Annotated in this window: 23 protein-coding genes; 3 read left to right on the top strand and 20 right to left on the bottom strand. The window is 69.9% G+C overall.

The features are described from left to right. Positions 1-22: 22 nt before the first annotated feature. From JOF29_RS09120 to JOF29_RS09095, 6 genes are all read right to left on the bottom strand, one after another. Positions 23-1,567, bottom strand: coding sequence for a gamma-glutamyltransferase (locus JOF29_RS09120; protein WP_209693774.1), 1,545 nt, complete (start codon positions 1,565-1,567; stop codon positions 23-25). A gap of 5 nt (positions 1,568-1,572) precedes the next feature. Further along, complete coding sequence (locus JOF29_RS09115) at positions 1,573-4,278, bottom strand: phenylalanine--tRNA ligase subunit beta (protein WP_209693773.1); 2,706 nt, start codon at positions 4,276-4,278, stop codon at positions 1,573-1,575. After that, entirely contained in the window at positions 4,278-5,387 is a 1,110-nt protein-coding gene (gene pheS / locus JOF29_RS09110) for a phenylalanine--tRNA ligase subunit alpha (RefSeq protein WP_209693772.1), read from the bottom strand. Before pheS ends, JOF29_RS09115 begins: the two co-directional genes overlap by 1 nt. A 395-nt stretch (positions 5,388-5,782) precedes the next feature. Then, positions 5,783-6,742 carry a hypothetical protein gene (locus tag JOF29_RS09105; RefSeq protein WP_209693771.1) on the bottom strand — a complete coding sequence of 320 codons (960 nt, stop codon included), beginning with the start codon at positions 6,740-6,742 and terminating at the stop codon, positions 5,783-5,785. A gap of 168 nt (positions 6,743-6,910) precedes the next feature. Next, a complete protein-coding gene (locus tag JOF29_RS09100; protein WP_209693770.1) occupies positions 6,911-7,264 on the bottom strand; it encodes a hypothetical protein in 354 nt (117 codons plus the stop codon). 110 nt (positions 7,265-7,374) lie between these two features. Beyond that, the gene (locus JOF29_RS09095) at positions 7,375-8,889 is read right to left on the bottom strand and encodes an MFS transporter (RefSeq protein ID WP_307863227.1); all 1,515 of its coding nucleotides are present in this window, start codon (positions 8,887-8,889) and stop codon (positions 7,375-7,377) included. A gap of 55 nt (positions 8,890-8,944) precedes the next feature. Here JOF29_RS09095 and JOF29_RS09090 point away from each other — a divergent pair, with 55 nt between their 5' ends. Then, complete coding sequence (locus tag JOF29_RS09090) at positions 8,945-9,649, top strand: TetR/AcrR family transcriptional regulator (RefSeq protein ID WP_209693768.1); 705 nt, start codon at positions 8,945-8,947, stop codon at positions 9,647-9,649. Between the two features lie 184 nt (positions 9,650-9,833). On the opposite strand, the gene JOF29_RS09085 is transcribed toward JOF29_RS09090, so the two are convergent. The 5 genes from JOF29_RS09085 to infC all read right to left on the bottom strand — a co-directional run bounded on the left by JOF29_RS09085 (position 9,834) and on the right by infC (position 12,975). Continuing rightward, the gene (locus JOF29_RS09085) at positions 9,834-10,724 is read right to left on the bottom strand and encodes a CehA/McbA family metallohydrolase (protein ID WP_209693767.1); all 891 of its coding nucleotides are present in this window, start codon (positions 10,722-10,724) and stop codon (positions 9,834-9,836) included. Further along, positions 10,721-11,524, bottom strand: a complete 804-nt coding sequence (locus JOF29_RS09080; RefSeq protein WP_209693766.1) for a TrmH family RNA methyltransferase — start codon at positions 11,522-11,524, stop codon at positions 10,721-10,723. The genes JOF29_RS09085 and JOF29_RS09080 overlap by 4 nt, the downstream gene beginning before the upstream one ends. Positions 11,525-11,544: 20 nt before the next feature. Beyond that, positions 11,545-11,937, bottom strand: a complete 393-nt coding sequence (gene rplT / locus JOF29_RS09075; RefSeq protein ID WP_209693765.1) for a 50S ribosomal protein L20 — start codon at positions 11,935-11,937, stop codon at positions 11,545-11,547. A gap of 75 nt (positions 11,938-12,012) precedes the next feature. Beyond that, entirely contained in the window at positions 12,013-12,207 is a 195-nt protein-coding gene (gene rpmI / locus JOF29_RS09070; protein ID WP_209693764.1) for a 50S ribosomal protein L35, read from the bottom strand. Positions 12,208-12,297: 90 nt separating this feature from the next. Then, positions 12,298-12,975 (bottom strand): translation initiation factor IF-3, encoded by a 678-nt coding sequence (gene infC, locus JOF29_RS09065; protein WP_245357516.1) that lies wholly within the window; start codon positions 12,973-12,975, stop codon positions 12,298-12,300. 433 nt (positions 12,976-13,408) lie between these two features. On the opposite strand from infC, the gene JOF29_RS42875 reads away from it, so the two are divergent. Continuing rightward, positions 13,409-13,648, top strand: a complete 240-nt coding sequence (locus tag JOF29_RS42875) for a DUF1844 domain-containing protein (protein ID WP_307863546.1) — start codon at positions 13,409-13,411, stop codon at positions 13,646-13,648. Here the strand turns inward: JOF29_RS42875 and JOF29_RS09060 are convergent. The 6 genes from JOF29_RS09060 to JOF29_RS09035 form a co-directional block, all read right to left on the bottom strand. Then, positions 13,627-14,457, bottom strand: coding sequence for an HTTM domain-containing protein (locus JOF29_RS09060; protein ID WP_209693763.1), 831 nt, complete (start codon positions 14,455-14,457; stop codon positions 13,627-13,629). The two genes, JOF29_RS42875 and JOF29_RS09060, sit on opposite strands and share 22 nt — an antisense overlap. After that, positions 14,454-14,864, bottom strand: coding sequence for a hypothetical protein (locus tag JOF29_RS09055; RefSeq protein WP_307863226.1), 411 nt, complete (start codon positions 14,862-14,864; stop codon positions 14,454-14,456). The genes JOF29_RS09060 and JOF29_RS09055 overlap by 4 nt, the downstream gene beginning before the upstream one ends. A gap of 49 nt (positions 14,865-14,913) precedes the next feature. Then, positions 14,914-17,418, bottom strand: coding sequence for an FtsX-like permease family protein (locus JOF29_RS09050; RefSeq protein ID WP_307863225.1), 2,505 nt, complete (start codon positions 17,416-17,418; stop codon positions 14,914-14,916). Beyond that, entirely contained in the window at positions 17,415-18,143 is a 729-nt protein-coding gene (locus JOF29_RS09045) for an ABC transporter ATP-binding protein (protein WP_245357515.1), read from the bottom strand. Before JOF29_RS09045 ends, JOF29_RS09050 begins: the two co-directional genes overlap by 4 nt. 219 nt (positions 18,144-18,362) lie before the next feature. After that, positions 18,363-19,409 (bottom strand): FAD-dependent oxidoreductase, encoded by a 1,047-nt coding sequence (locus tag JOF29_RS09040; protein WP_209693760.1) that lies wholly within the window; start codon positions 19,407-19,409, stop codon positions 18,363-18,365. Further along, positions 19,406-20,086, bottom strand: a complete 681-nt coding sequence (locus tag JOF29_RS09035) for a TetR/AcrR family transcriptional regulator (RefSeq protein WP_307863224.1) — start codon at positions 20,084-20,086, stop codon at positions 19,406-19,408. The genes JOF29_RS09040 and JOF29_RS09035 overlap by 4 nt, the downstream gene beginning before the upstream one ends. A gap of 86 nt (positions 20,087-20,172) precedes the next feature. On the opposite strand from JOF29_RS09035, the gene JOF29_RS09030 reads away from it, so the two are divergent. Then, positions 20,173-21,021: a phosphotransferase gene (locus tag JOF29_RS09030; RefSeq protein ID WP_245357514.1), complete on the top strand. Its 849-nt coding sequence runs from the start codon at positions 20,173-20,175 to the stop codon at positions 21,019-21,021. Here the strand turns inward: JOF29_RS09030 and JOF29_RS09025 are convergent. The 3 genes from JOF29_RS09025 to JOF29_RS09015 form a co-directional block, all read right to left on the bottom strand. Then, entirely contained in the window at positions 21,011-21,916 is a 906-nt protein-coding gene (locus JOF29_RS09025; RefSeq protein WP_209693759.1) for a carbohydrate ABC transporter permease, read from the bottom strand. The two genes, JOF29_RS09030 and JOF29_RS09025, sit on opposite strands and share 11 nt — an antisense overlap. A 118-nt stretch (positions 21,917-22,034) precedes the next feature. Beyond that, positions 22,035-22,913, bottom strand: a complete 879-nt coding sequence (locus JOF29_RS09020) for a carbohydrate ABC transporter permease (RefSeq protein WP_209693758.1) — start codon at positions 22,911-22,913, stop codon at positions 22,035-22,037. Next, complete coding sequence (locus JOF29_RS09015) at positions 22,913-24,211, bottom strand: ABC transporter substrate-binding protein (RefSeq protein ID WP_209693757.1); 1,299 nt, start codon at positions 24,209-24,211, stop codon at positions 22,913-22,915. The genes JOF29_RS09020 and JOF29_RS09015 overlap by 1 nt, the downstream gene beginning before the upstream one ends. Positions 24,212-24,219: the final 8 nt, after the last annotated feature.

The raw sequence follows: 24,219 nt of genomic DNA, 5'->3' as shown, positions 1-24,219 counted from the left end.
CAGGGGTTGACCTTAGCGCGCGCTACACCGGCGAGATCGCCACCGCACCCGTACGCCGCGGGTCGCCGACCGCGAGCAGGCCGTCGGCCGGATCCCAGAACGCGGCCGCGACACCGCCGAAGTACATCGAGTGCGGCGGCATCGCGCGGGTCGGCAGCGCGGTCGAGCCGGACACCGGCAGGTCGTCCTCGTAGTCGACGGTCACGTCCTCGCGGACCCGGACGTGCAGCCGCGGGTGCTCGACGGCTTCCCGGAGTGAGAGGCCGCCGTGGGTGGTGAGCGCGTACACCTGGGCGATCGCGGTCGGAATCCGGTCCGAGCCGGGCGAGCTGATCGCGAGCACGGCGCCGTCGCTGTCCCTTCGGGCGACGCTCGGTGCCATGTTGGACGTCAGCCGGGTGCCCGGGGCGAGGCTGTGCGGGCCGCCGTGCAGGAGCTCCTGCTCGCCGAGCGCGTTGTTCAGCCAGATGCCGGTACCGGGTGTGAGGACGCCCGAGCCGTACCCGGACGAGACCGTGATCGCGCACGCGTCGCCATCGTCGTCGACGACCGACACCGTCGCCGTACTGGGCGAGGACAGCGCGCGCAGGTCACCGGCCGCGGCCAGGTCGAGCAGCTTCTGCCCTTCGAGACGTCGTACGTCCTCCGCGTCGAGCTCGGCGAGCCGCCGGCCGAGCACGGCGTACTGCACGTCGATGAGCCGCTCCAGCTCGGACTGACGCCAGCTGCCGTCGGCCGGTACGCCGTCGAGCAGCGCGAGCATCGCGGCGGCCGCCACACCTCCGACCGCGGGCGGCGGGTTCGTGGCCAGGCGCCAGCCGTTCTGCTTGACGATCAGGGAGGGGCGAACGACCGCCTCGTACGCCGCGAGGTCCTCGGCGGTGAGGATGCCGTCGTTCGCGGCCATGTCCTCGACGAGGAGCCGGGCGAGGTCGCCGGTGTACATGGTCTCGGCGCCGTCGCGGGCGATCAGCTCGAGCGCTTCGGCGAGCTCGGGGATCACGACCGTACTGCCGGCCTTGATCACCGTGCCGTCCTCGTCGTGCACGACACCGTGGCTCGGCTGGTGCCAGCCGAAGATGATCTCGTGGGTGAAGCCCAGGTAGTACCCCGAGGTCCGGCTCAGCGCGAAGCCGTTGCGGGCGACCTCGATCGCGGGCTGGACGACCTCACGCCACGGCGCCTTCCCGGAACGGCGGTGCGCCAGGTCGAGCGCCTTCATCCCGCCCGGCGTGGCGACGGATCCGTGGCCGACCGTGGTCGTCGTACCGCCGCCGTAGTCGGTGGTGATGTCCCACACGCCCTGCCCGAACCGGTCACTCGACAGGCCGCGCCCGGGCATCTCCACCCAGCCGTCGATCGTCACCGGCTCCGCACCGGCCACCTGCAACGTGACGAACCCGCCCGAGGCCGGCGACACCACGCCGATCTCGTTCACCATCGTCACCAGCGTGGCGGCAATCGCGGCATCCACCGCATTGCCACCCTCGGCAGCCACCCGCACACCCGCATCCGCGGCCGCCGCGTTCGGCGCCGCGACGGCCACCCGCGGGTGACTCCCGGTCATGAGTCTCAGCCGACCCGTTGTACGGCGTCGAAGCGGTCGACGGTGACCTGGACGGCGGCCTGCCGGGCGTCGGCGACCTCGTTCTCCTTCAGGGTCCGGTCCGGGGCGCGGAACCGGAGCGCGAACGCGAGCGACTTCTTGCCCTCGCCGATCTGCTCACCGGTGTACACGTCGAACAGCCGCACCGACTCCAGCAACTCCCCTGCACCCTCGGCCAGCGCCGCCTGGACGTCCGCCGCCGGTACGTCGGCCGCGACGATCAGCGCGACATCCTCCTTGGCCACCGGGTACGACGAGAACGGGTGCGCCGTGACCGACTCCGGGCCGGCCGCGATCAGCGCGTCCAGGTCCAGCTCGGCCGCACTCGACCGGGCCGGCAGCCCGAACGCCTGGCAGACCTTCGGATGCAGCTCGCCCGCATGCCCGACGACCTTGCCCTCGACCACGAGCTCCGCGCACCGCCCCGGGTGCCACGGTGCGAGCTCGACGTTCCGCACGACCGGCTCGACGCCGACCGCGGACGCGATCAGCCGCGCGATCTGGACCGCGTCGGCCCAGCCCGCCGGGCGGCCCCTGCCCCACCAGCCGGTCGGCGTCAGCGAACCGGTCAGCACGACACCGACGTGCAGCGGCTGGTCCGGGAGCGCGTCGTCCAGCGCCTGGACCTCGGCGTCGCTCGGGCGGTGCGCGACCGACGGCAGCGGCGCGGGCTTCGTCTCCGCCTTCGGCAGGAAGACCAGGCCGGTCTGGAAGATCGCCAGGTCGCTCGCGCCCCGGCCGACGTTGCGTTCGGCGGTCCGGAGCAGCGTCGCGAGCAGGGTGGTCTGCATCGACGGCTCTTCGTCGGAGATCGGGTTGACGAGCTTCACCGTCGTACGCCGGGGGTCGTCGGCCGGCAGTCCCAGCGCGTCGAAGTCGGCCTCGCCGGTGAACGGGTACGACACCACCTCGGTCAGCCCAGCACCGACCAGCGCGGTAGCCACCCGGCGACGCCGCCGCTGCGCCACCGTAAGCCCCTGCCCACCCGGTGCCGCCGGCAGAACCGATGGCACGTTGTCGAACCCGAACAGCCGAATGACTTCCTCGGCAAAGTCGTTAGGATCCCGCAAATCCGGCCGCCAAGACGGCGGCACGACCGTCAGCAAGTCGTCCCCGACCAGGCCGGCGCCCACAGCCACCTCCGGCACGTCGGCGCCGCTCGCGGCAGCAACTGCCCGGCCCGTCGTCGTCGCGCTCGCAGCGCCCTCGGCGACGAGGCCGGCGGCAGCATCAACTGCCGGGCCGGTCGTCGTCGTGCTCGCGGCGGCGTGTGGGGTGGGCTCGATGACCAGGGCCGGGGCGTGCACGCCCACCGCGAGGGGGGCGGGGGTTGCGCCGGCGGCGGCTCGTTCGACGGTGCAGCCGACCGAGCGGAGGTGTGTGAGCGTGTCCGCCAGGGTGATGGGGGCACCCGCGACGCGGGCTGCGTGATCGGCGCGGAGGGTTACCGGGGACGGGGACGGGTGCGTGTCGACGACGGTCTCGTCCGGGAGGACCGTGCCGCCGGCGTACTCGGCCAGCAGGTTCGCGACCCGCTGGGCGGCGTACCTCGGCAGTGCCGGGTCCACCTCGCGCTCGAACCGGCGCGACGCCTCCGACGACAGCTTGTGCCGCCGCGACGCCCGAGCGATCACGATCGGGTCGAAGTGCGCGGCCTCGATCACCACGTCGGTGGTGCTGTCGGACATCTCCGTCGACGCACCGCCCATCACCCCGGCGACACCGATCGGCCCGGAGTCGTCGGTGATCAGCAGGTCCTCGGTGTCCAGCTCCCGCGTCTGGTCGTCGAGCGTCATCAGCTTCTCGCCGGCGTTCGCCCGCCGTACCACGATCTCCCCGGACAGCCGCGCCTTGTCGTAGGTGTGGATCGGCTGCCCGAGCTCGAGCATCACGTAGTTCGCGACGTCGACCCCGATCGAGATCGGCCGCATCCCGGACGCGAGCAGCCGCTTCTGCATCCACCGCGGCGACAACGCCTCCGGGTCGATCCCGGTCACCGTCCGCGTGACGAACACACTGCACGCCGCCGCGTCGTCCACGCGCACCGGATACCCGCCCGCGCCGGACCCGTCCAGCGCCAGCTCCGCCGGATCCCTGAGCGGCACGCCGTACGCCGTCGCCGCCTCCCGCGCGACCCCGCGGATCGACAGGCAGTACCCGCGATCCGGCGTCACAGCAATGTCGAGTACGTCGTCCCGCAACGCGAGCAGCTCGATCGCGTCGTCACCCGGCGCGGCCTCACCCGGCTCGAGCACGACGATCCCGTGCGTACCGTCGTCGCCCAGCCCCAGCTCGGAGCTCGAGCAGATCATCCCGTTCGAGACATGCCCGTACGTCTTCCGCGCCGCGATCGCGAACCCGCCGGGCAGCACCGCACCCGGCAGCACCACGACGACCAGGTCGCCGACCTCGAAGTTGTGCGCACCGCAGACCACCCACTGCGGCTCGTCCTTGCCGATGTCCAGCGAGCACCAGCGGATCGTCTTGCCGTTCTTCTGCGGCTCGTTCTCGTACGTCAGCACCTTGCCGACCACGAGCGGTCCGGTCAGGTCGGACTCCTCGACGGTCTCCACCTCGAGGCCGGCCCGGATCAGCTGCTCCGCGACCTGGCGACCGGTGACGCCGGCCGGCACGTCGACGTACTCGCGAAGCCATGACAGTGGGACCCGCATCAGATCTCCATCCCGAACTGGCGGCTGAACCGCACGTCACCCTCGACCATGTCCCGCATGTCCTCGACCCCGTTGCGGAACATCAGCGTCCGCTCCAGGCCCATGCCGAAGGCGAAACCGGAGTACCGCTCGGTGTCGATGCCGTTGGCCTGCAGGACCCGCGGGTTCACCACGCCGCAGCCGCCCCACTCGATCCAGCCCTCGCTGCCACAGGTGCGGCAGGGACGGTCCGGGTTGCCGACGGACGCACCGCGGCAGACGAAACACTTCAGGTCCACCTCGGCCGACGGCTCGGTGAACGGGAAGAAGTTCGGCCGGAGCCGCGCTTCGAGACCCTCGCCGAACATCGAGACGACGAAGTGGTCGAGGGTGCCCTTGAGGTGCGCGAGCGTGATGCCCTCGTCCACCACCAGGCCCTCGACCTGGTAGAAGACCGGCGTGTGGGTCGCGTCCAGCTCGTCGGTGCGGAACACGCGGCCCGGGCAGATCACGTAGATCGGCGGCTTACGGGTCAGCATCGACCGCGCCTGCACCGGCGAGGTGTGCGTCCGCAGCACCCTCCCGGAACCGGCCGGCTCGACGAAGAACGTGTCCTGCATCTGCCGCGCCGGGTGGTCGGGCTGGAAGTTCAGGGCGTCGAAGTTCAGCCACTCGGCCTCGACCTCGGGACCCTCGGCGACGTCCCAGCCGAGCGCGGTGAACACGTCCGCGACCTGCTCGGAGATCAGCGACAGCGGGTGCCGGGCGCCGAGCTCGGGGGTGTGCCACGGCAGCGTCACGTCGACGCGCTCGGTGGCCAGCATCCGCTCCTCGTGCTCCGCCTCGAGCACCGCGAGCCGGGCCGCGAACGCCTCGTTGATCGCCTTCCGGGCGGCGCCGATCCGCTGCCCGGCCTCCTTACGGGCCTGCGGCGGCAGCGCGCCGATCTCCCGGTTCGCCAGCACGATCGGCGACTTGTCCCCGAGATGAGCGGACTTCGCCTCCTGCAGGGCAGCCAGATCGGCCGCCCCGGCAAACGCCGTCAGCGCCTCGTCGCGGGTCCGCTCCAGCTCTTCGGCATGCAGCGGCGTCACTTCGACCGGGTCGTAATCAGTGTTGGGACCGGACATGGCTCGCTCTCAATTCGGAACTTCTGCGAATTGCAGTCTAGAAACCCCAACCCCAAACCCGTGAATCGCCCGTCCACAACCCCCACCCGCGCCCCGGAGCGTTCCCCTGCCAAGTCCCCCGCCAAGTCCCCCGCCAACTCTCCGCCCACCCCCGCCCGCTCCCCGCCCGCTCCCCGCCCAGTCCGACTTGGGGAGGATCTTGCGCCCAGATCGGCACGAAATCCTCCCCAAGGGCGACAAGGGAGCTGTCGGGCGGACAGGGGACTACCGGGGACGAGGGGTCGCCGGGGACGCGGGCTGCCCGGGACGAGGGGTTTGCCCGGGACGAGGGGTTTGCCCGGGGACGAGGGGTTTGCCCGGGGACGAAGGGGCGCGGGTTGCCGCGGGCGAGCGGGTTATTGGGGGATGGGGCAGGTGGGGGAGCACGGGTGGGGGGTGCCGGGCCAGCCTCGGAGGTGGAGGGCGGCGGCTACCTGGGATGCGGCGAGGCAGGGTTCGGTGAGCAGGCGGTAGCCGAATCGGAGCGTCAGCCTGCCCGTCGTCGCGGCGGCGTTGTCCCTGGTCATGTCGCGCCATCGATCGGCCGCGTCGGCATGCCCTACCTGTCCGTCCAGCTCGACGAGCACGTCGTACGGCGAATACTCGGAGTCCCGGTAGACGACGGCACCCGCGTCGACGGCACGGACCTGTCGTCGCGCCCGGGGCAACCCGTGCGCCCGCTCGACGCGTCGGACGTACGCCTGCTCGAGCAGCGACTGAACACCTTCGGCCGCCTCCGCCAGGATCCGCCGGAGGATCCGCCGGCCCGGCAGCTCCGGGAGCGAGTCCAGTTCCGCCAGCAACCGGGCCGGTGTCGTCCGGCGCTGCCGGCACGCATCGAACAGTACGGCGGCCCGCCGCGAAACGTTCGCCTCCGCACTGGCGGTGACCAGCAGCGCGACCTCCAATCGCACCGTCGGCGGTTCACGCGACGCCTGCACGAGCGAGGACAGGTGACGGTGCCGAGTGACGACCACCCCGGCCTTCGGCACGATCCGGCGCGAGTGCGGTACCGCGACCTGGATCCGCTCGTCCCGCCAGTCCCCGGCGACGCCGTACCGACGGAGCGCCGTCGTACCCGTCAACGCCGCCTCCGGCCCACAGGACAACCATGCCGCCCACATCCTGGTCTCCCAGGGCAGCGGCCCGGTGAAGTCGACATAGACACCTGTATGAACGCGCTGCACCTGCCGCGCTCGGCGACGCCCGCGCAACACCTTGTCGGTGATTCCCTGTGCCACCGCCTGACCCCGGCTGAACGCCCCCGCCTGCCGTCGCCGCAACTCCCCGAACGATTCCCCGCTTCTCTCCTCCACCCCCAAGAACATGCCCGCATCCGCCCCCTCCCCGACGACCGTGCTCTCCCCCTGTGGACAGTCGACTTGGGGAGCATTTCGTGCCGATCCGGGCCATAAATCCTCCCCAAGCCGGATCGTGCCGGGGAGGGAGCTGGGGAGGGAGCCGGGGTGGGAGCGGGGGTGGGGTCAGCCCAGGTGGTGGCGGGCGCGGATCGTGGCGACGAGGGTGCCGAGGGCGGCCAGGAAGGCGGCTACGCCGATCGGGAGGAAGAAGGTCGGGTAGTGCACGACGGCGGCCGGATCCACCCACGGCTCGTGGCCGGGGGTGGGTTCGGCGAGGATCAGGCAAACGGCGCCGGCCACGTCGTACCCGATCGCCAGGACGACCGTCGCGAGCGCGAGCCCCCGCGCCCACCCGAGGACCCGCCGGCTCCCCCGCGACCGCCCGCTCAACATCGTCCCGAGCGCGAACGGAAGCAGCATCAACAACGCCAGCAGCACCCCGTTGGCGACCCTCTGGAACTCAGGCTCGGCCGACATCCGCATCAGCTGACCGACCGCGCAGTGCCGGCCCGCCGAGTCGACGAAGTACGTCGTACTCCGCAGGCCGGTGTCGGCGCGTCGATCAGTCGGGTCATGCCCGAATGCTGTCAGTGGACCGGGTCGTCCACGGGTGCCTCGGCGTCCTGTACCTTCCGCTCGCCCTTCGGGAGGACCGTCAGGGCGACGACCGCCCCGGCTGCCGCGCCGATCGCGCCGACTGTCATCGCGATCGACATCGCGTCCACGAACGCGTGCTTGGCGGCGGCGAAGAAGTCCTGGCCGAGTGCGAGTGTGGCGGCGATCGACGTGCGCGCCCCCTCCGGCACCGAGTCCGGCAGCGCCGACGAGTACGCCGCGGCGAGCACACTGCCGAGTACGGCGACCGACAGCGCGGCACCGGTCTGCTGGACGGTGTCGTTCATCGCCGAGCCGACGCCGCGGTGCTCCGCCGGAACGGCCTGCATCAGCAGCGTGTACGCCGCTGGACCGGCCAGGCCACCGCCGATCCCCATCACCAGCAGGCCGAGGATCAGCAGTCCGTACCCGGTCGAGTCCGACACCTGCGTCAGGATCCCGAAGGCACCCGCAATGACGAGCAGGCCGAGTGCGATCAGCGTCCGGTCCGCCAGCTTCTTCCCGAGCGTCGCGCCGAGCACGTTGAAGACGGTCGCGGCCAGGGCGTACGGGATCAGCGCCAGCCCCGCCTTCAGCGGCGAGTACCCGAGCGCGAACTGCAGGTACTGCGTCAACGCAAGCATCAGCCCGCCCGCGGTGAACGACAGCAGCACGATCGAGAAGCTCGTACCGCTGAACCGCCGGTCCTTGAACAGCGCGAGCGGCACCATCGGATGCGCGCTGCGCTTCTCCCAGAGCGCGAACGCGGTCAGCGCGACCACCCCGACCACCAGCCCGCCGAGCACCTTCGCGGACCCCCAGCCGCTGCCGGGGATCGACACGACCGCCCAGACGATCGACGCCATCCCGACGATCGTCAGGATCGCGCCGGCCGGGTCGACGTCGCGCGCCGGGCCCTTCGACTCCGGGATCAGCGCCAGCGTGCCGATGATCGCGAGCACCGCGATCGGTACGTTCAGCAGGAAGATCGAGCCCCACCAGAAGTGGTTCAGCAGTACGCCGCCGACGGTCGGGCCGGCCACCACGCCGACCATCGCGACCATCGACCAGCCCGCCATCGCCTTGCGCTGCTCCTCCGGCGGGAACACCGTGAACAGCAGCGACAGCGTGCTCGGCATCAGCAGCGAACCGCCGACGCCCATCAGCCCGCGGCAGGCGATCAGCTGCCACGGGTTCGCGGCGAGCGTGGCAAGCAGCGAGGCGGCGCCGAACAGCACCAGCCCGATCAGCAGCATCTTGCGGCGCCCGAACCGGTCGGACAGGCTGCCCGCGGTCAGCAGCAGCCCCGCGAACGCCAGGATGTAGGCGTCGATCACCCACTGGATGTCCGCCGGCGTCGCGCCCAGGTCGCGCATCAGCGACGGGATCGCCAGGTTCAGGACGGTGTTGTCGACGACGAGCACCATCAGGCTCAGGCACAGGATCAGCAGGATCCACCAGCGCCGGGGATGTCCCTCGGCAGTGGACTCGAACGGTGTACTAGTCACTCGCACACTGTACGACGATCTCGTACGGCGTGCGAGTGGTTAGTAGGATGGGCGTATGAGAGAGACGATCTGGACCCGGCAACGCAAGGCGGCACCCGCCCGCGAGACGCTGAGCCGGGAGCAGATCGTGGCCGCCGCGATGCAGGTTCTCGACACCGAGGGCGTGACCGGCCTGAGCATGCGGAAGCTGGCGGCGAAGCTCGGCTCCGGGGCGACCAGCCTGTACTGGCACGTGCCGACCAAGGACGACCTGATCGACCTGCTGATCGACGAGGTCTGGGGCGAGATCGACGTACCGGAGCCGGACCTGGCCGGCTGGCGGAGCGGGGCGCTGCTGTTCGGCCACAGCATGCGGTCCGCCGTACTGCGGCATCCCTGGCTGCCCGAGGTGATGTACACCCGGCCGAGCATCGGGCCGAAGGCGATGGGACTCGGCGCCCGCGGCATGGTGCTGTTCGGCGCGGCCGGGTTCTCCGAGCGCGAGGTCGACCTGGCGATGGGCGCGGTGATGTCGTACGTGCTGGGCACCGCCAGCGCCGAGGTCGCCACCCGCGAGATGGCCCGCAAGTCCGGCAGTTCCGAGCCGGAATGGATCGCCGAGCTGCTCGAACAGGCCCAGTCGGCGGCGGGCGACTACCCGGCGATGCAGGAGTCCGTCCGCCGCCGCACCGTCACCGACCTCAACACCAGCCTCACCGAGACCTTCGTCTACGGTTTCGACGCTCTCCTCGACGGCCTCCAGGCCCGCGCCAAGAACTAGCCCGCCCCGTCCTCAGGTCGTCAGACCGAACCAGGGTTCTTCGGCGAGTTCTTCAGCCAGCACCTCGCGGTCGCCTTCGCGGGCGATGTCCCGCATTCGATCCAGGGTGCACTCAGTGCTTGCCGCGGAGAGGAGGCGCCCTGACGCGCACTACCCCGACGCTGACACGTGCGCCCGCAGGACGTCACCCGAGGTGGATCGGGTTGGTCCAGGCTCGGGCGCCCGAGGTGTCTTCGACGGTGATGCGGCAGTGGGTGGCTCGGAACAGGTTCAGGGGGAACGTGTGTTCGGTGAGGTCGGTGCCTTGGGCAACTTCTGCGCCGGGGTGGCCGCCGGTGAGGAGGATCTTGGTGGCGGGTGAGCAGTGGACGTGGATGTCGTCGCCCTCGATGCGTACGCCGTACAGCTCGGGGCCGGTGCTGGAGTAGAAGTGACCGGCTTTCAGGGCGGTCAGGAGGGCGTCGGGGTCGAGGGATTCGGCGCGGACGTGAACCCAGGCCTGGCAGGACGGCGGGTCCTGGGGCTGCAGGTGGGCGTCGTCGGCGGCGTACGTCGTGAGGCGGTGGCCCCGGTTCAGGAGTACGTCGGTGAGGTGCCAGCTGTCGCCGCGGTTCTCGCGGTCCGCGAGGGCGTTGTAGACCTCGACCGAGTGGGCGGCGTCGAGGCTCTCGGCGTCGATCGCGGTCAGCAGTGATGCCGAGGGATGGGCCATGCCGACGAACGCACCGGCGGCGCGTGCTCGGCGTGCCAGCTCCGGACCGGATTCGGAGGCGGACGGAGGCGCGAAGTCCAGGGGCAGGCCGGCCGCGACGATGTGCCATTGCTGCCCGGCCTCGGTGCGTGGGGCGTGCAGTTCGGCGCCGATCAGCGTGGTGAACGCGTCGGTTCGGAGGTCCCGGGTGTCCGTCATCGGGTACCCGTACTCGGGCCGGAAGTGGTCGGTGATCGCGACGAAGTCGTACCCGGCGTCCCGGTACACCTGCGCGGTCTCGGCCGGCGACAGGAACCCGTCGGACAGGTTCGAGTGTGTGTGCAGGTTCCCGCGCCAGAACCGGCCCGGCAGGTCGAAGATCATCGGCGTTGCTCCCGGGCGGAGGCGTACAGGCAGATGGCCGCCGCGGTGGCCAGGTTGAGCGACTCAGCGCGGCCGTAGATCGGCACCTTCACCGAGTGGTTGACGACGGCGTTGATGCCGTCCGGCAGGCCGTGCGCCTCGTTCCCGAACAGCCAGACCGTCGGCCGGGCGAGCGTGCCGTCGTCGATGCACGTGTCCAGGTCGGTCGCGCCGTACCCGTCCGCGGCGAGCACCTGCAACCCCTGCTCGCGCCACGCGTGTACGGCGTCCAGGATGTCGACGTCGGTGCTGATCGGGACGTGGAAGATGCTGCCGACGCTGGCCCGGACCGCCTTCGGGTTGTGCGGATCGACGGATTCCGACGACAGTACGACGGCGTCCGCGCCGGCCGCGTCCGCCGTACGGATCAACGTGCCGACGTTGCCGGGATCGCGGACCTGGACGCCGGCCGCGACGAGCTTGACCGAACCGGTCGGCAGCGGAACGGTGACCAGCGAACAGACCGCGACGACGCCCTGCGAGGTGACCGTCTCGCTCAACGACTCCACGGCGGCGCGGTCGACCTCGAACCACGGGACGCCGGCGGCCGCGGCGAGGTCGTACAGATCACGGTGCCGGGTCGCGACGGCAGTCTCGGCGTACACCTCGAGCACGAGCTCGCGATGTTCGAGCGCCTCCCGGACGGCCTGCGGGCCTTCGACCAGGAACCGGCCGGCCTTGCGCCGGAACGCACGAGTGGCGAGCCGCCGGGCCTGTTTGATCCGCGCGGACTGCGCGGTCAGGACACCAGGGCTCGCCACTTGTGGAGTACGGGTGTTGCTCAGGCTGCGGCGTCGGACTTCGGCGCGTTCACGTCCGCCGGCAGGGCGGCCTTGGCCAGCTGCACGAGCGCGGAGAACGCGGCCGGGTCGTTGACGGCGAGGTCGGCGAGGATCTTCCGGTCCACCTCGACCTCGGCCAGCCGCAGGCCCTGGATGAAGCGGTTGTAGGTCAGGTCCTCGGCGCGGACCGCGGCGTTGATGCGCTGGATCCACAGCTTGCGGAAGTCGCCCTTGCGCGCCTTGCGGTCACGGTAGGCGTAGACGAGCGAGTGGGTGACCTGCTCCTTGGCCTTGCGGTACAGCCGCGAGCGCTGGCCGCGATAGCCGCTGGCCTGCTCGAGTACGACCCGGCGCTTCTTGTGGGCGTTGACTGCCCGCTTCACGCGTGCCATGAGGTGTTACTCCTTGTATTTCTGCGCCGTGGACAGGACTGCCGACGACGGGGGATGTTCGGGAGGGGAAGTGCGTCAGATGCCGAGCAGCTTCTTGGCCTTCTTCACGTACGCCGGGGCGACCTCGACGGTGCCCGACAGGCGACGCTTGCGCTTCGACGACTTCGCCTCGGCGAGGTGCCGGACTCCGGTCTGCTCACGACGGATCTTGCCCGACCCGGTGATCCGGACCCGCTTCTTCATCCCCGAGTGGGTCTTCATCTTCGGCATGGCTGTTGTGCTCCTGATTTTCTTCGTTGACTCGATCGTCGGTGTGCCGGCTCCGGCCGCTGTGGTTCACCTGGCGGCCGGAGCGATCGGTCACTCCGGGTCGAGGTTGTCGGCCGGACCCTTCGGCTTCTTGGTGACGCCGGCGGCGCGCTCGGCCTCGTGAGCCTGAGCCTGCTCGGCGCGCTCCTGGCGCTCCGCCTGCTCCTCGGCGTCCCGCTCGGCCTTGCGATGCGCCTTCTCGGCTTCCACGTCCACGCGCGCTTCGGACTTCTTCTTGTGCGGTCCGAGCACCATGATCATGTTCCGGCCGTCCTGGCGCGGCGAGGACTCGACGAAGCCGAGCTCGCTGACGTCCTCGGCCAGCCGCTGCAGCAACCGGAACCCGAGCTCGGGCCGGGACTGCTCACGTCCGCGGAACATGATGGTGATCTTGACCTTGTCCCCGGCCCTCAGGAACCGCACCACGTGACCCTTCTTGGTCTCGTAGTCGTGCGGGTCGATCTTCGGCCGCAGCTTCATCTCTTTGATGATGGTGTTGGTCTGGTTCCGGCGGGACTCGCGCGCCTTCTGCGCAGTCTCGTACTTGTACTTGCCGAAATCCATCAACTTGCAGACCGGAGGCCGGGCGGTAGCAGCGACCTCGACCAGGTCGAGGTCGGCCTCCTGGGCCAGCCGAAGTGCGTCCTCGATCCGGACGATGCCTACCTGCTCACCGTTCGGTCCGACCAGCCGCACCTCGGGAACGCGGATGCGCTCGTTGACGCGCAAATCAGTGGTGATGGGTCCTCCTGGGTTGAACTCGTACTGGATGCCACCTCGTGATCACCCGAAGTCCCCCTGGAAAACACGAAGGCCCTCGTGCGATCACACGAAGGCCCAATTCCCAGCTGTACGACGTCCCAACCCCGAAAGGCCGATACGCCGTACGTTGACCGGGACCCGCCGACTGTTCATCGACTGGGTGGGAGGTGGCCCTCCGCTTAGACTCGAACCATCGGCGATCCTGAACTATTCCACTCAGGGGTCACCAACGGACCGGGTCGGTCGCCATGTAAGAGTAGCAGCATGACCGACGCAGATGCCACTCCGCAGCCTGACCCCCTCGCGACCGCTTCCCGCGACATCGCCGAGGTGCCCGCGGTGGAGATCATCTCCACCGCCGCGCTCCACCTGATGAGCGCGGGCCGCCGTCAACCTCGGCCTGGCCGCCGACCTGCCGGAGCACAAGGACCTCGACGAGGCGCGGTCGCTGATCGACTCGCTGGCCGGCCTGCTGGACGCGGCCGGCCCGTCCCTCGGGCACCACCACGCCGCGCCGCTGCGGGACGGGCTGCGCTCGCTGCAGCTGGCGTTCCGGGAGGCGAGCTCGATCCAGGACGAGCCGGGCCAGGGCCCCGGCGAGAAGTACACCGGCGCGGTCTACCCGGCCGCCGCCAAGTAGGACCTGCGCAGCCGCGGGACCCGGATCCTCTCCAGCGGTGCGAAGGCGAGCCAGCAGACCACCGTCGGCAGGAAGTGGATCCCCAGGAGGGCGGTGGTGGCCGCGTGGAACCCGAGGAAGAACAGGGCTCCGAACAGCTGCCACCGCCCCTTCAGCCACAGGATCACCGGCGAGCAGAACTCCGCGACGATCCCGACCCACTGCATGACGTGCAGCATCCAGGGGTACTGCAGCACGAACTCCCCCACCGCGTTCGGCCGCCGTACGATCGCCCAGGTCAGTACGGCGCTGCTCGGCCACGCGAGGGTCCAGTGCCCGCTGCGGAGCTTCGCGATCGCGGACAGGAAGTACGTCGCGATCACGCAGAGCTGGATGCACCGGATCACCCAGCCGGCTGCTTCGGACGGGCTCCGGTCGCGGTACGACGCCTTCCCGACCGTTGGTAGCACCCACAAGGCGATCACCAGCGCCATGTGGTCGTGGTCGACCTTGCCGTCGCTCATCCCGATCAGCACCCACCAGGTGAACGCCGGCGCGACGATCCAGCCGGCGATCCGCGGGAAGTAGTTCGTCGCACCGACGAGACAGGCCGCGATCAGCACGAAGTACAGCGTGGTGGTGTTCGCGACCGTCGGCTTCGGGAGGTCGAACAGCCGGGCGAGGAACAGCGGCTGGTACAGGCCCGGGTGCTCTCCCTTCAGCAGCGTGTCGCGGACGAACGCGTGCATGTCGAGGATCACGAACAGGTACAGCACCGTCCGCAGCCAGGCGATCCGCCCGCGCGCGATCGACGGGGTGAACCAGGTCATCGGCGTACCTTCCAAGTCGTCAGCACGTTCGGCACCGGCGGCCCGGAGACCCTGCCGCCGGCCAGCGTCGTGGTGTCCTGAATCAACGACAGGCTCACGTACTGAGGCTTGTCCGGGTGCTTCCGCGCCCACCCGTCGGCCACCTGCTGGAGCAGCGCCGGGTTCCGCACGATCTCCCCGGCGCGCGCCTCGATCTCGGCGCGCCCCACCCCGGCCCCCTCGATACTCAGCGGTACGTCGACCGTCGTATCGGCGTCGGTGACCGCGCTGATCCGGGTGAAGACGATCGACTCGTCGTCGGCGACCACCATCGCGTACTGCGACATCGGCCCGAACGGCCACAGGTCGTCGCTGGCCCGTACCGATCCGTTGACGAGCAACACGATCCCGGCCACCGCAACGACCACCCGCACGATCCGGCCGCGACGCCCTAGTGCGCAGGGCACTAGCTGCTGTTCAGTCGGCACGGCGTACCAGCTCCAATCGGGAACGAGTTAGGGCGTAAGGCACCGCAGCGGCGAACAGGGGGACCAGGACGGCGACACCCGCGATCACGGCCCACGGCACCACGACAGTCGGCGACCCGACGACAGTGTGCGCAGTGAACCCGTACAGGGCCCCGACCGCCACGCCGAGCAGACAACCGAGCTGCCCGAGGAACCAGCCCTGCGCAGCCGCGAGCCCGCGCCGCAACCTGGGCGGTGCACCTACCGCCGCGAGCGTCGCGAAGTCCGCACGCCCCTCGGACATCGAGAGCGCAACCGACATCGCAACCCCGAGCAGGGTGGCCGCCAGCCCCGCAAGCAGCAGCCCGATCGAGGCCTTACGCACCGGGCTCTGGTAACCGTGCTCGACCGTCAACGCGTCCTCACGACCGAGCAGCCTCGCGACAGCGGCCAACTGCGCAGCACTCGGCTGCTCCCGCAGGCTGAACTGCACCTGGTCGACCGAGGCCGTCCCAAGGCTCCGGGCTGCATCGGCACTGATCAGGGCGGACCGTGGCAGCACACCGACCCTCGGCGGCGACGTCACGACGGCAGCCGGGTAAGGGATCGTACTGCGCCCGTCGAGGTCGTCCCCGCGCGCGAGCTTGACCTTCCCGTCATGCGCAATCGTCGCCAGCGGTACCACGACCTTTCCCTGCCGCAGTTCGGCAGCAGCCCGACGACCCCAGTCGAGGAACCGCGCCACGTACGCCGGGTCGACCGCCGTCAGCGAGTAGCCGCTCGAGTAGACGCTGCCGTTCGCCACGTAGCCGTCGATCGCCTTCGTTCCGTTCAGTACGACGGTGCCGAGGTCGTAGCGGTGCTCCACCGGGAGCAGGCTCTGGACGCGGTCGACGAGCTGCGCCGAGTACGGGACGTCGCCGTCGAACTGCAGGACCGCGTCCCCGATCCGCCCGGCCGGCTCGTAGTTCTGCGCCTTCGCGGCGGACTGGTTCACCACGGCGAACGCGAGTGCCGTCGTACCGGCGACCGCGATCATGATCGCCGCGGTGACCGGGCCGGTGCGGTGCCGGTGCCTTGACGCGTCCCGGAGTGCGAGCCGCATGCCCAGCGGCAGGCTGCGGAAGCTCCCGGCGACCTTGCCGACCAGGGCGGGCAGCATCCAGACCAGCCCGGCGACGACGAGAGTGATGCCGACGACGACCACCGCGACCGGAAGCGTCGGTGACGCCGAGGCGACCCGGGATATCTGGGCTGGGTCGGCGGCGGCACGCTGCTCCCGTGCCGTGTCGAGCGCGGAGGCCAGCTGGATGTTGCCGATCACGGACAGAACCAGTCCGCCGGCAACCAGTGCGAGTGCGACCCGGCGAACCCGGACCGCTCCCACGACCGCGGCGAACCGGCCGGCCAGGGCGGCCAGTGGTGGTCGTCGTGCCGCCCCGATCGCGGGGACCAGCGCAGACGCGAGCCCTGCAACCAGCCCGACGGCAACGACTCCGAGCAGCTGCCACCACGGGAGCTGCCAGCCGGTGATCAGCGTCGAGGTCGCGTCCTCCCACCACGCGTTCCCGACCAGCGCGGTCACCACGCCGATCACGAACCCGCCACCCGCGCCGAGCAGTCCGGCGTACAGCCCCTGCGCCAGCACGACACGTCGTACGTCGGCCGACGTACCGCCGACTGCGGTGACAAGACCGAGCTCCCGGGTCTGCCGGCGAGCTACGACCGCGAACGCAGTACCCGCGAGCAGCACGAGCTCCAGTACGCCGAAGCCGACGATGAGCACTCGTGCCGCCGCACCACCCACAGGGCCGCGCGGCGTCGCAGGCGGGTCGATGACGGAGGCCCTCGATTCAAGCGTCATCCCCTGCTTGCTGAGCTTGTCAGCCAGCGCGGCCGCGTCCACCCCGTTCGGCAGGTCGACCAGGTACTGCGCTTGCGAGTCCGGGTCGCCCAGCGCAGGCGAAGCGAACACCTGTCGCGCCTTCGGGAAGTCGAGCGTACGAGCAAGACCCACGACCTGGTACGTCGTACCGTCCGCAGCCGTCATCGCACCACCCGGCTGCAGCCCGAGGTGGTCCGCAAGCGCAGGCGACAGCGCGACCTCGCTCCTCTTGGCCGGCATCCGCCCCTTGTCGAGGCGGAACGTTCCTGCGAGCAGGGCGTTCGTGAAGTCACCCGTGACGAGTCCGACGTTCAGTGCGGCCCCGTTGCCACGCACCTCGAGTTCACCGGTCATCGACTTCGCTCGGGTGTACTGCGACCCGCTCGGCAGCACACGGCGTACGTCGGTCCGCGCCGACGGCACCGTCAGCTGCGCGTCGGCCGACCCGAGCACGGTGCGCGCAAGCAGCTCGCCCGTGGGATGCGTACCGCGGTGTACGACGCTGAACCAGCTCCCGGCGAGCACGGGCAGGCCGACGAGGGCAGCGATCAGGAGCGTCCGGCCCAGGGTGCGCCGCGCCGTACGGCGGGCCAGGCGCAACGCCAGGACCCAGTCGTTGAGGAGCTTCACTGCGGGGCCTCCAGCAACACGTCCGCGTCCGGCAGGGCATCCGTCTGACCGTCGATGCGGCCGTCACGCAGGTAGATGATGCGATCCGCCCAGGCCGCATGCCGCGCGTCGTGTGTGACGAGCACACCGGCGATGCCGTGCTGGTCGCAGCGGTCGCGCAGCAGTTGAAGGACCGCTTCGCCGGTGGTCGAGTCGAGCGCACCGGTTGGCTCGTCGGCCAGCAGCAGCCGGCGCTCGCCGACGATGGCCCGCGCGATCGCGACCCGCTGCCGCTGGCCGCCGGACATGTCGTCCGGGAAGCGGTCCGTGAGGTCGTCGATATCCACCTCCGCCAGCGCCGCCCGCGCCTGCTTGCGAGCGACCCGGGTCCGCACGCCGTCCAGCTCCAGTGGGAGCGCGACGTTCTCGGCCGCGGTCAGCGCGGGGATCAGGTTGAAGTCCTGGAACACGTACCCGATCAGCCGCCGCCGGACCGCCGCGACCGCGGTCGCGCTCAGCGTGGTGAGGTCGTTCCCGTCGACCAGCACCTGCCCACTCGTCGGCCGGTCGAGCCCGCCGGCGCAGGTCAGCAGCGTCGACTTACCCGACCCCGACGGCCCCATCACCGCGACCAGCTCCCCCGGCCGCACCGTGAGCTGCACACCCCGCAACGCCTGCACGGCCTGCGCACCGTCCCCGTGAATCCGGGTCAGATCGCGCACCACCAACCCTTGCTCGTTCTCCATGGATACTGAGTATGCATACTCGGTATCCATGACGCAAACTTGATTGACCTCGCAGCTAGGGCATGTCTCCTAATCCCACGTCGTAGCGAGGAGGTGCTCGGTGCGGTAGCTCGGCGCGCGGGGGCGAAGGTCTCGATGCGGAGCATCGTGGCCTTTGCACCCGTGCGCCGAGATGCCGCACCGAGTGCCCGCAGTAGGCGTGGGATTAGGAGACATGCCCTAGAGCCCGCGGAAGAAATTGACCAATCCGGTTGGTGCGTCCGGGGCGAAGCAGATTTCGAGGTTGTCGGCCGACTCGCGTGCGGACTGCTCGGCGCGGGCGAACAGGGCCGACTCGTAGGTGTCCAGGGGCTCGCCGGACACCAGGACGGCCGCGAGCTCGGCGGCGTCCTGGAGAGCGAGGTTGGCACCCTCGCCGGCGAACGGGGACATCAGGTGCGCCGCGTCCCCGAGCAAGGTGACGCCCGGCACCGGCTTCCACTGGTGCCCGATCGGCAGCGCGTGGATCGGCCGCGGGATCAGCTCGCCGTCGGCATCCAGGACCAACCGGAGCAGAGCGTCGTCCCAGCCGGCGAAGGTGGCCGCCAGCGCCTCGGGGGTGACCGGCGCATGCTCGGTCGCGCGGAAGGCGGCGTACACGTGCAGACGATCGGGCTCCCGGTGCGCCAGCAGCCCACGCCCGTCCGACAGCGCGAACATCGACCCGCCGCCGACCAGCTCCGCGCTCTCCGGATGCCGTACGTCGGGATCGAGCAGATCCAGCTCCGCGAACGAGATCCCGGCGTACTGCGGGACCGCGTCCGACACCAGCGACCGCACCTTCGACCACGCGCCGTCCGCCCCGACGACCAGGTCCGCGCCGACGACCGTTCCATCCGCGAGCCGCAGTTGATCGTCGGCCAGGTCGACCTTCGAACCCCAGCGGATCATTCCGGCGGGCAGGCTGTCGATCAGCAGATCCCGCAGGGCCTTCCGATGTACTTCGGGCCGGCCGCTGCCACCGTCGTCCGCGTGCCGCAGTACGGCGTGCTTGTCGTACACCTTCATCGCCTCGCCGCCCGGCAGCACCAGCGGGAGGAAGTCGTCGTACAACCCGGCCGCGCGTAGTGCCACCTGGCCGGAGTCCTCGTGGATGTCGAGCATCCCGCCCTGCGTCCGCACCGCCGGCGACGCGTCAGCCTCGTAGACAACGGCCTCGACGCCGTTGACCTGCAGAATCCGGGCCAGCATCAGTCCGCCGAGCCCGGCACCGATGATTGCGATCATGCCGACGCACCTCCCGTGCGTGGAGTGCCGAGCACCCCGTTGATCAGTACGTGGATCCCCCAGGCCAACCGCTGCTCGCCCGGCCCGCTGAACAGGTCCTCGCCGAGCGCCGCGATGCGCGGATGCGTCTCCGGCCGCACCGCGAGCAGTGCGGCCCGCGCTGCACCCCAGGCCGCCGGGTCGTCACCGCCCGCATGCTCAGCAGCCGTCGCTGTTGCCAGCTGGAGCAGGAGGTCCACACCCCACGCAGCCTGCGCCGGTGGCACACCGCCCTCGTCCAGCAACGCCAGCAGGCCCTCTACGAGCCGCAGGTAGTTCTCCCCCGCGGGCCGCGCCGCCACAGCCGACTGCGCAAGGCTCGGGTACTCGAACAGGACCTGGGTGTACGACGTGAGCACCGCCGCGACCCGCTCCCGCCAGCCACCAACAGCCGTCACCGCCGACAGGTCCACCGCCGCCAGCAGGTCATCGAGCACCGCACCGTGCAGGAGCGCGGTGTTCCGGAAGTACACGTACAGCGACGCCGGACCGGTGTCCAGCTCCTTCGCCAGCCGCCGCATCGTCACGCGGTCCATCCCCTCGGTCCGCATCACCTCGACCGCCGCCGCGACGATCGCGCGCCGCGACAAGGCCGCCTTGGCGGGCCGCTCGCGTCTACTCCTGGGTTCTTCGGTCACCTCTGCACCATAGCGAACATGTTCGTTACGAACAAGTTCGTGATATTCGGTCGGCTCTTCGGCCCGCCGCCGGTACGGTCGAGCGAATGACCGAGCTGCCGCCCCCTGTTCCGAAGCTCGATGCGCGGGTGTTGCTGGACGAGGTGAACCGGAGTACGGGCGCCGGGCTGGAGTTCGTCGGGCGGGCGGCCGGCGGTGAGGTGGGGGCCGCGTTCGTGCGGTGGCCGGACGGGCGGGACGGGGTGTTGACGCGCGGGGCCGGCGGGCTTGCGGAGTTACGGCGTACGGCGGCTGCTCTCGACGTGGCGCAGGCGCTCGGGCTGCCGGTTCCGCAGTACCAAATGCTGGCCGGGCTGCCGGACGGCGTCGGAGTGGTGCAGGAGCGGTTGCCGGGACGGGCGCCGGAGAAGGCCGACCGGACGTTGCTGGAGGCGATGATCGCGCTGTCGGAGCGGTTCGCCGGGATCGCGCCCGCGCTGCCGGTGCCGTCGATGTACCTGCTGGAGAGCGGCCCGGGGTTCTGCCTGCACGAGTCCCTCGAGCGGTACGACGACCGCACCCGCAGGCTGCTCGGCTGGATCCGTGAGGTCGGTCGTGGCGAGCCGGGCGGGATGACCGGGGACGACCTGGTGCACCTCGACTTCCACCCCGGCAACGTGCTGGTCGACGATGCCGGGACCATCACCGGCATCGTCGACTGGGACGGCATCGGCCGCGGCGACCGGAAGTTCGGCCTGGTCACGCTGCGCTTCAGTGCGCACGTCCGGCTGCCCGACGCGGACCTCACCTGGTTCGACGAGCTGCTCCGGACCGTCCTCGAACCCGCCGTACTGCGGCTCTACTGGGCCCACATGGCCCTACGTCAGGTCGACTGGTCGATCCGCCACCACACCTCCGCCGACGTCACCCACTGGCTGGAGTTCGCTAGCCCTTGACCGCGCCTTCCTCGACGCCCTTGAAGAAGAAGCGTTGGAGGGTGGCGAACACGATCACGATCGGAATGAACGCGATCATCGTGCCGGCCGCGATCAGCCGGGGATTGTTGCTGAACGTGCCGGACAGGTACTGCAGGCCGACGGTCAGGGTGTACTTGTTCGGGTCGGTGAGCACGATCAGCGGCCAGAGGAAGTCGTCCCAGGCGCCGATGAACGCGAAGATCGCGATCACGCTGATCGTCCCGCGCACCGACGGCAGGCCGATGTACACGAACCGCTGCCAGGCGTTCGCGCCGTCCACGATCGCGGCCTGGTCGACCTCGAGCGGCAGCGCCCGGAACGCGTTGTACATCAGCAGCACGTTGAGCGCGCCGATCATGCCGGGCAGCGCGACGCCGAGCAGCGTGTTCGCCAGCCCGAACTCCCGGACCGTCACGTACTGCGAGATGATCGTGACCTCGCCCGGCAGCACCAGCGTCGCCAGGAACAGCCCGAGCACGATCTTGCGGCCCCGGAACTGCAGCCGGGAGATCGCGAACCCGGCCAGCGACGCACCGATGATGTTGCCGCCGACAACCAGTACGGCGACCACGAGCGAGTTCCGCGCGTAGTCCAGGACCGGGATGGTGTCGGTCACCTCCTTGTAGTGGGCGAACGTCGGCTGCGCCGGGAGCAGTCGCGGGATCCGGGTGTAGATGTCCTCGCCGGACCCCTTCAGCGACGTCGACAACTGCCAGAGGAACGGCCCGATCGTGATCAGCAGCACGAATACGAGCAGCACGTACCGCACGACCTTCTCCCGCGGCGACACCGTGTTGAACCCGAACGAACGACTCCGCCGTACCGGCGTCGCGGTGGCATCCACTCGTTGCGGGGCGTCCTGCACCGTGGTCATGGGGCCTCCCGGTCTGGACTGAGGAGCGGAGGGAGCGCAGCGACCGGAGCGACGGGGGAAGACCGGGAGCCAAGGCCCCATGACCCCGCCGTGCCGGAGGCGCGGCCAGCAAATACCGTCACGCTTCGGCTCCTCTACGGTTGAGGCGCGCCAGTACGAGCATCGGTACGACGGTGACGAAGAACAGCACGATCGACAGCGCGGACGCGTACCCGAGGTTGCCCTCGAAGCCCTGGCTGTACTGCTGGATCAGCATCACCACCGAGTTGTCCCGGCCGCCCGGACCGCCCTTGCCACCGCTCAGGATGAACAGCTCCGAGAACACCCGCAGCGCGGACACCGAGATCAGGATCGAGATCAGGATCATCGTTCCGCGGACGCCGGGGATCGTCACGTGCAGGAACCGCCGCAGCGGGCTCGCCCCGTCGACCGCGGCCGCCTCGTGCAGCTCACGCCCGACGTTCCCGAGAGCGGCCAGGTAGATGATCATGTAGTACCCGAGCCCCTTCCAGATCGTCAGGCTGATCGCGCTCAGCAACAACAGCCACTGGTCGGACAGGAACGGCAACGGCCCGGAGATCACGCCGAGCTTCTCGGCCAGCCCGTTGACCAGGCCGCGGTCGTCCAGGATCCACTGCCAGATCAGCGCCACCACGACCGCGGACGCCACCACCGGGGTGTAGAACGCCGTACGGAAGAAGGTGATACCGGGCAGCTTCTTCTCGACCAGTACGGCGAGCAGCAGCGGGAGGACCGTGAGGAACGGCAGGCAGACCACCATGTAGATGACGCTGTTCAGCAACGCCCAGCGCAGCTGGTCGTCGTGCAGCAGGGTCTCGAAGTTCTTCAGCCCGACGAAGTGGCCGCCGCCGATCGGCCTGGCGTTGGTGAACGACAGGATCACGGTGTTGATCGACGGCCACAGGTTGAACACCAGCAACCACGTGAGTGCTGGAATCACCAGCACCCACGGGGTGAACCATCGGTTGGTACGCATCAGGAGGTGAGCAGCTGGTCGGCCTTCGCCACCGCGGCGTCGAGGGCGGCCTGCGACGAGATCTTGCCGGAGATGGCCAGCGAGATCTGCTGCCCGATGAAGTCGTTGGTCGCGCCACTGATCACCGGCGGCTGCAGGTTCTTCGCCTTGGCCAGCGACTGGAACGCGAGCACCTTGGCGTCACTCTCCGGCGTACCGTCGGACTTCGAGAAGTAGGGGTCCTGGGCGGAGGCCTTGGTGGACGGGAAGATGTTCACAATCTTTGCGAACGCGGCCTGGTTCTCGGCGTTCGTGACGAACCGGGCGAGTGCGATCGCGGCGGCCTGGTTCTTGGTCTTCGCGGACACCGACAGCCCCTGCACGTACAGCGGCGGGGTGTCCAGCGCGGGCGACGGGACGACCTTGCCCTTCAGCGACGGGTTGTCCTTCATGAAGTCCTGGATCGCGTTGCCGCCACCGGTCGTCCAGGCGACCTTGCCCTGGGTGAACAGCTTGGAGTTGCCCAGGTACTCGTTGGTCAGGATGTCGCGCGGCATGTACCCGGCCTTGTAGGCGTCGCGGTACTTGTCCAGCAGCGCTGCGGCCTCCGGGGTGTTGAAGACGAACTTCTTGCCGTCGTCGGAGAGGATCTTGATCCCGGCGTTGGTGAAGTCTCCGATGCCCGGCAGGCGGCTCATCAGGTACTCCTTGCCGCCGGTCTTGTCGTGCATGGTCTTCGCGGCCGCAAGCAGCTCGTCGAAGGTCTTCGGCGGGTTCTTCACGTCCAGGCCGGCCGCGGCGAACTTGGTCGCGTTCCAGTAGTCGATGTCGGTGTTCAGGTACCACGGGTAGCCGAAGGTGCCGTCCATCCCCTGGTACTCGTACGCCTGGACGCCGCCCTCGACGTACTCGTCCTTGATCTTCGGGTCCGCGGCGGCGACGTCGAGCAGCATGTTCTGCTTGGCCAGCGACAGGGCGAAGTCCGGCGGCAGGTTCGTCACGTCCGGAAGCTGGCCGGCCGACGCCTGGCTCAGCACCTTCTTGTCGTAGCCGTCGCCCGGCTGGTCCAGCCAGGTGACGTGGGTGCCCGGGTACTTGGCCTCGAACGCCTTGACCACGCCCTCGACGTACGACGTGAACTTGGGCTTCAGCGCCCAGGTCTGGAAGCTGACCTCACCGGTCACCTGGGCGTTCGAATCCACGGTCGGCTTCGCACCGCCACTGCTGCTGCCGGAGCCCCCGGAACCGAGGCCACAGCCGGCCAGGGTGAGAGCGGCGACGGCAAGACTTGCCACGAGCGCCGGACGGCGTCTACGCATGGGATCTC

The sequence above is a fragment of the Kribbella aluminosa genome (assembly GCF_017876295.1).
Lineage (GTDB): Bacteria > Actinomycetota > Actinomycetes > Propionibacteriales > Kribbellaceae > Kribbella > Kribbella aluminosa.
The sequence above is the reverse complement of the archived record's forward strand: the minus strand, read 5'-3'. Positions and strand labels throughout refer to the sequence as shown.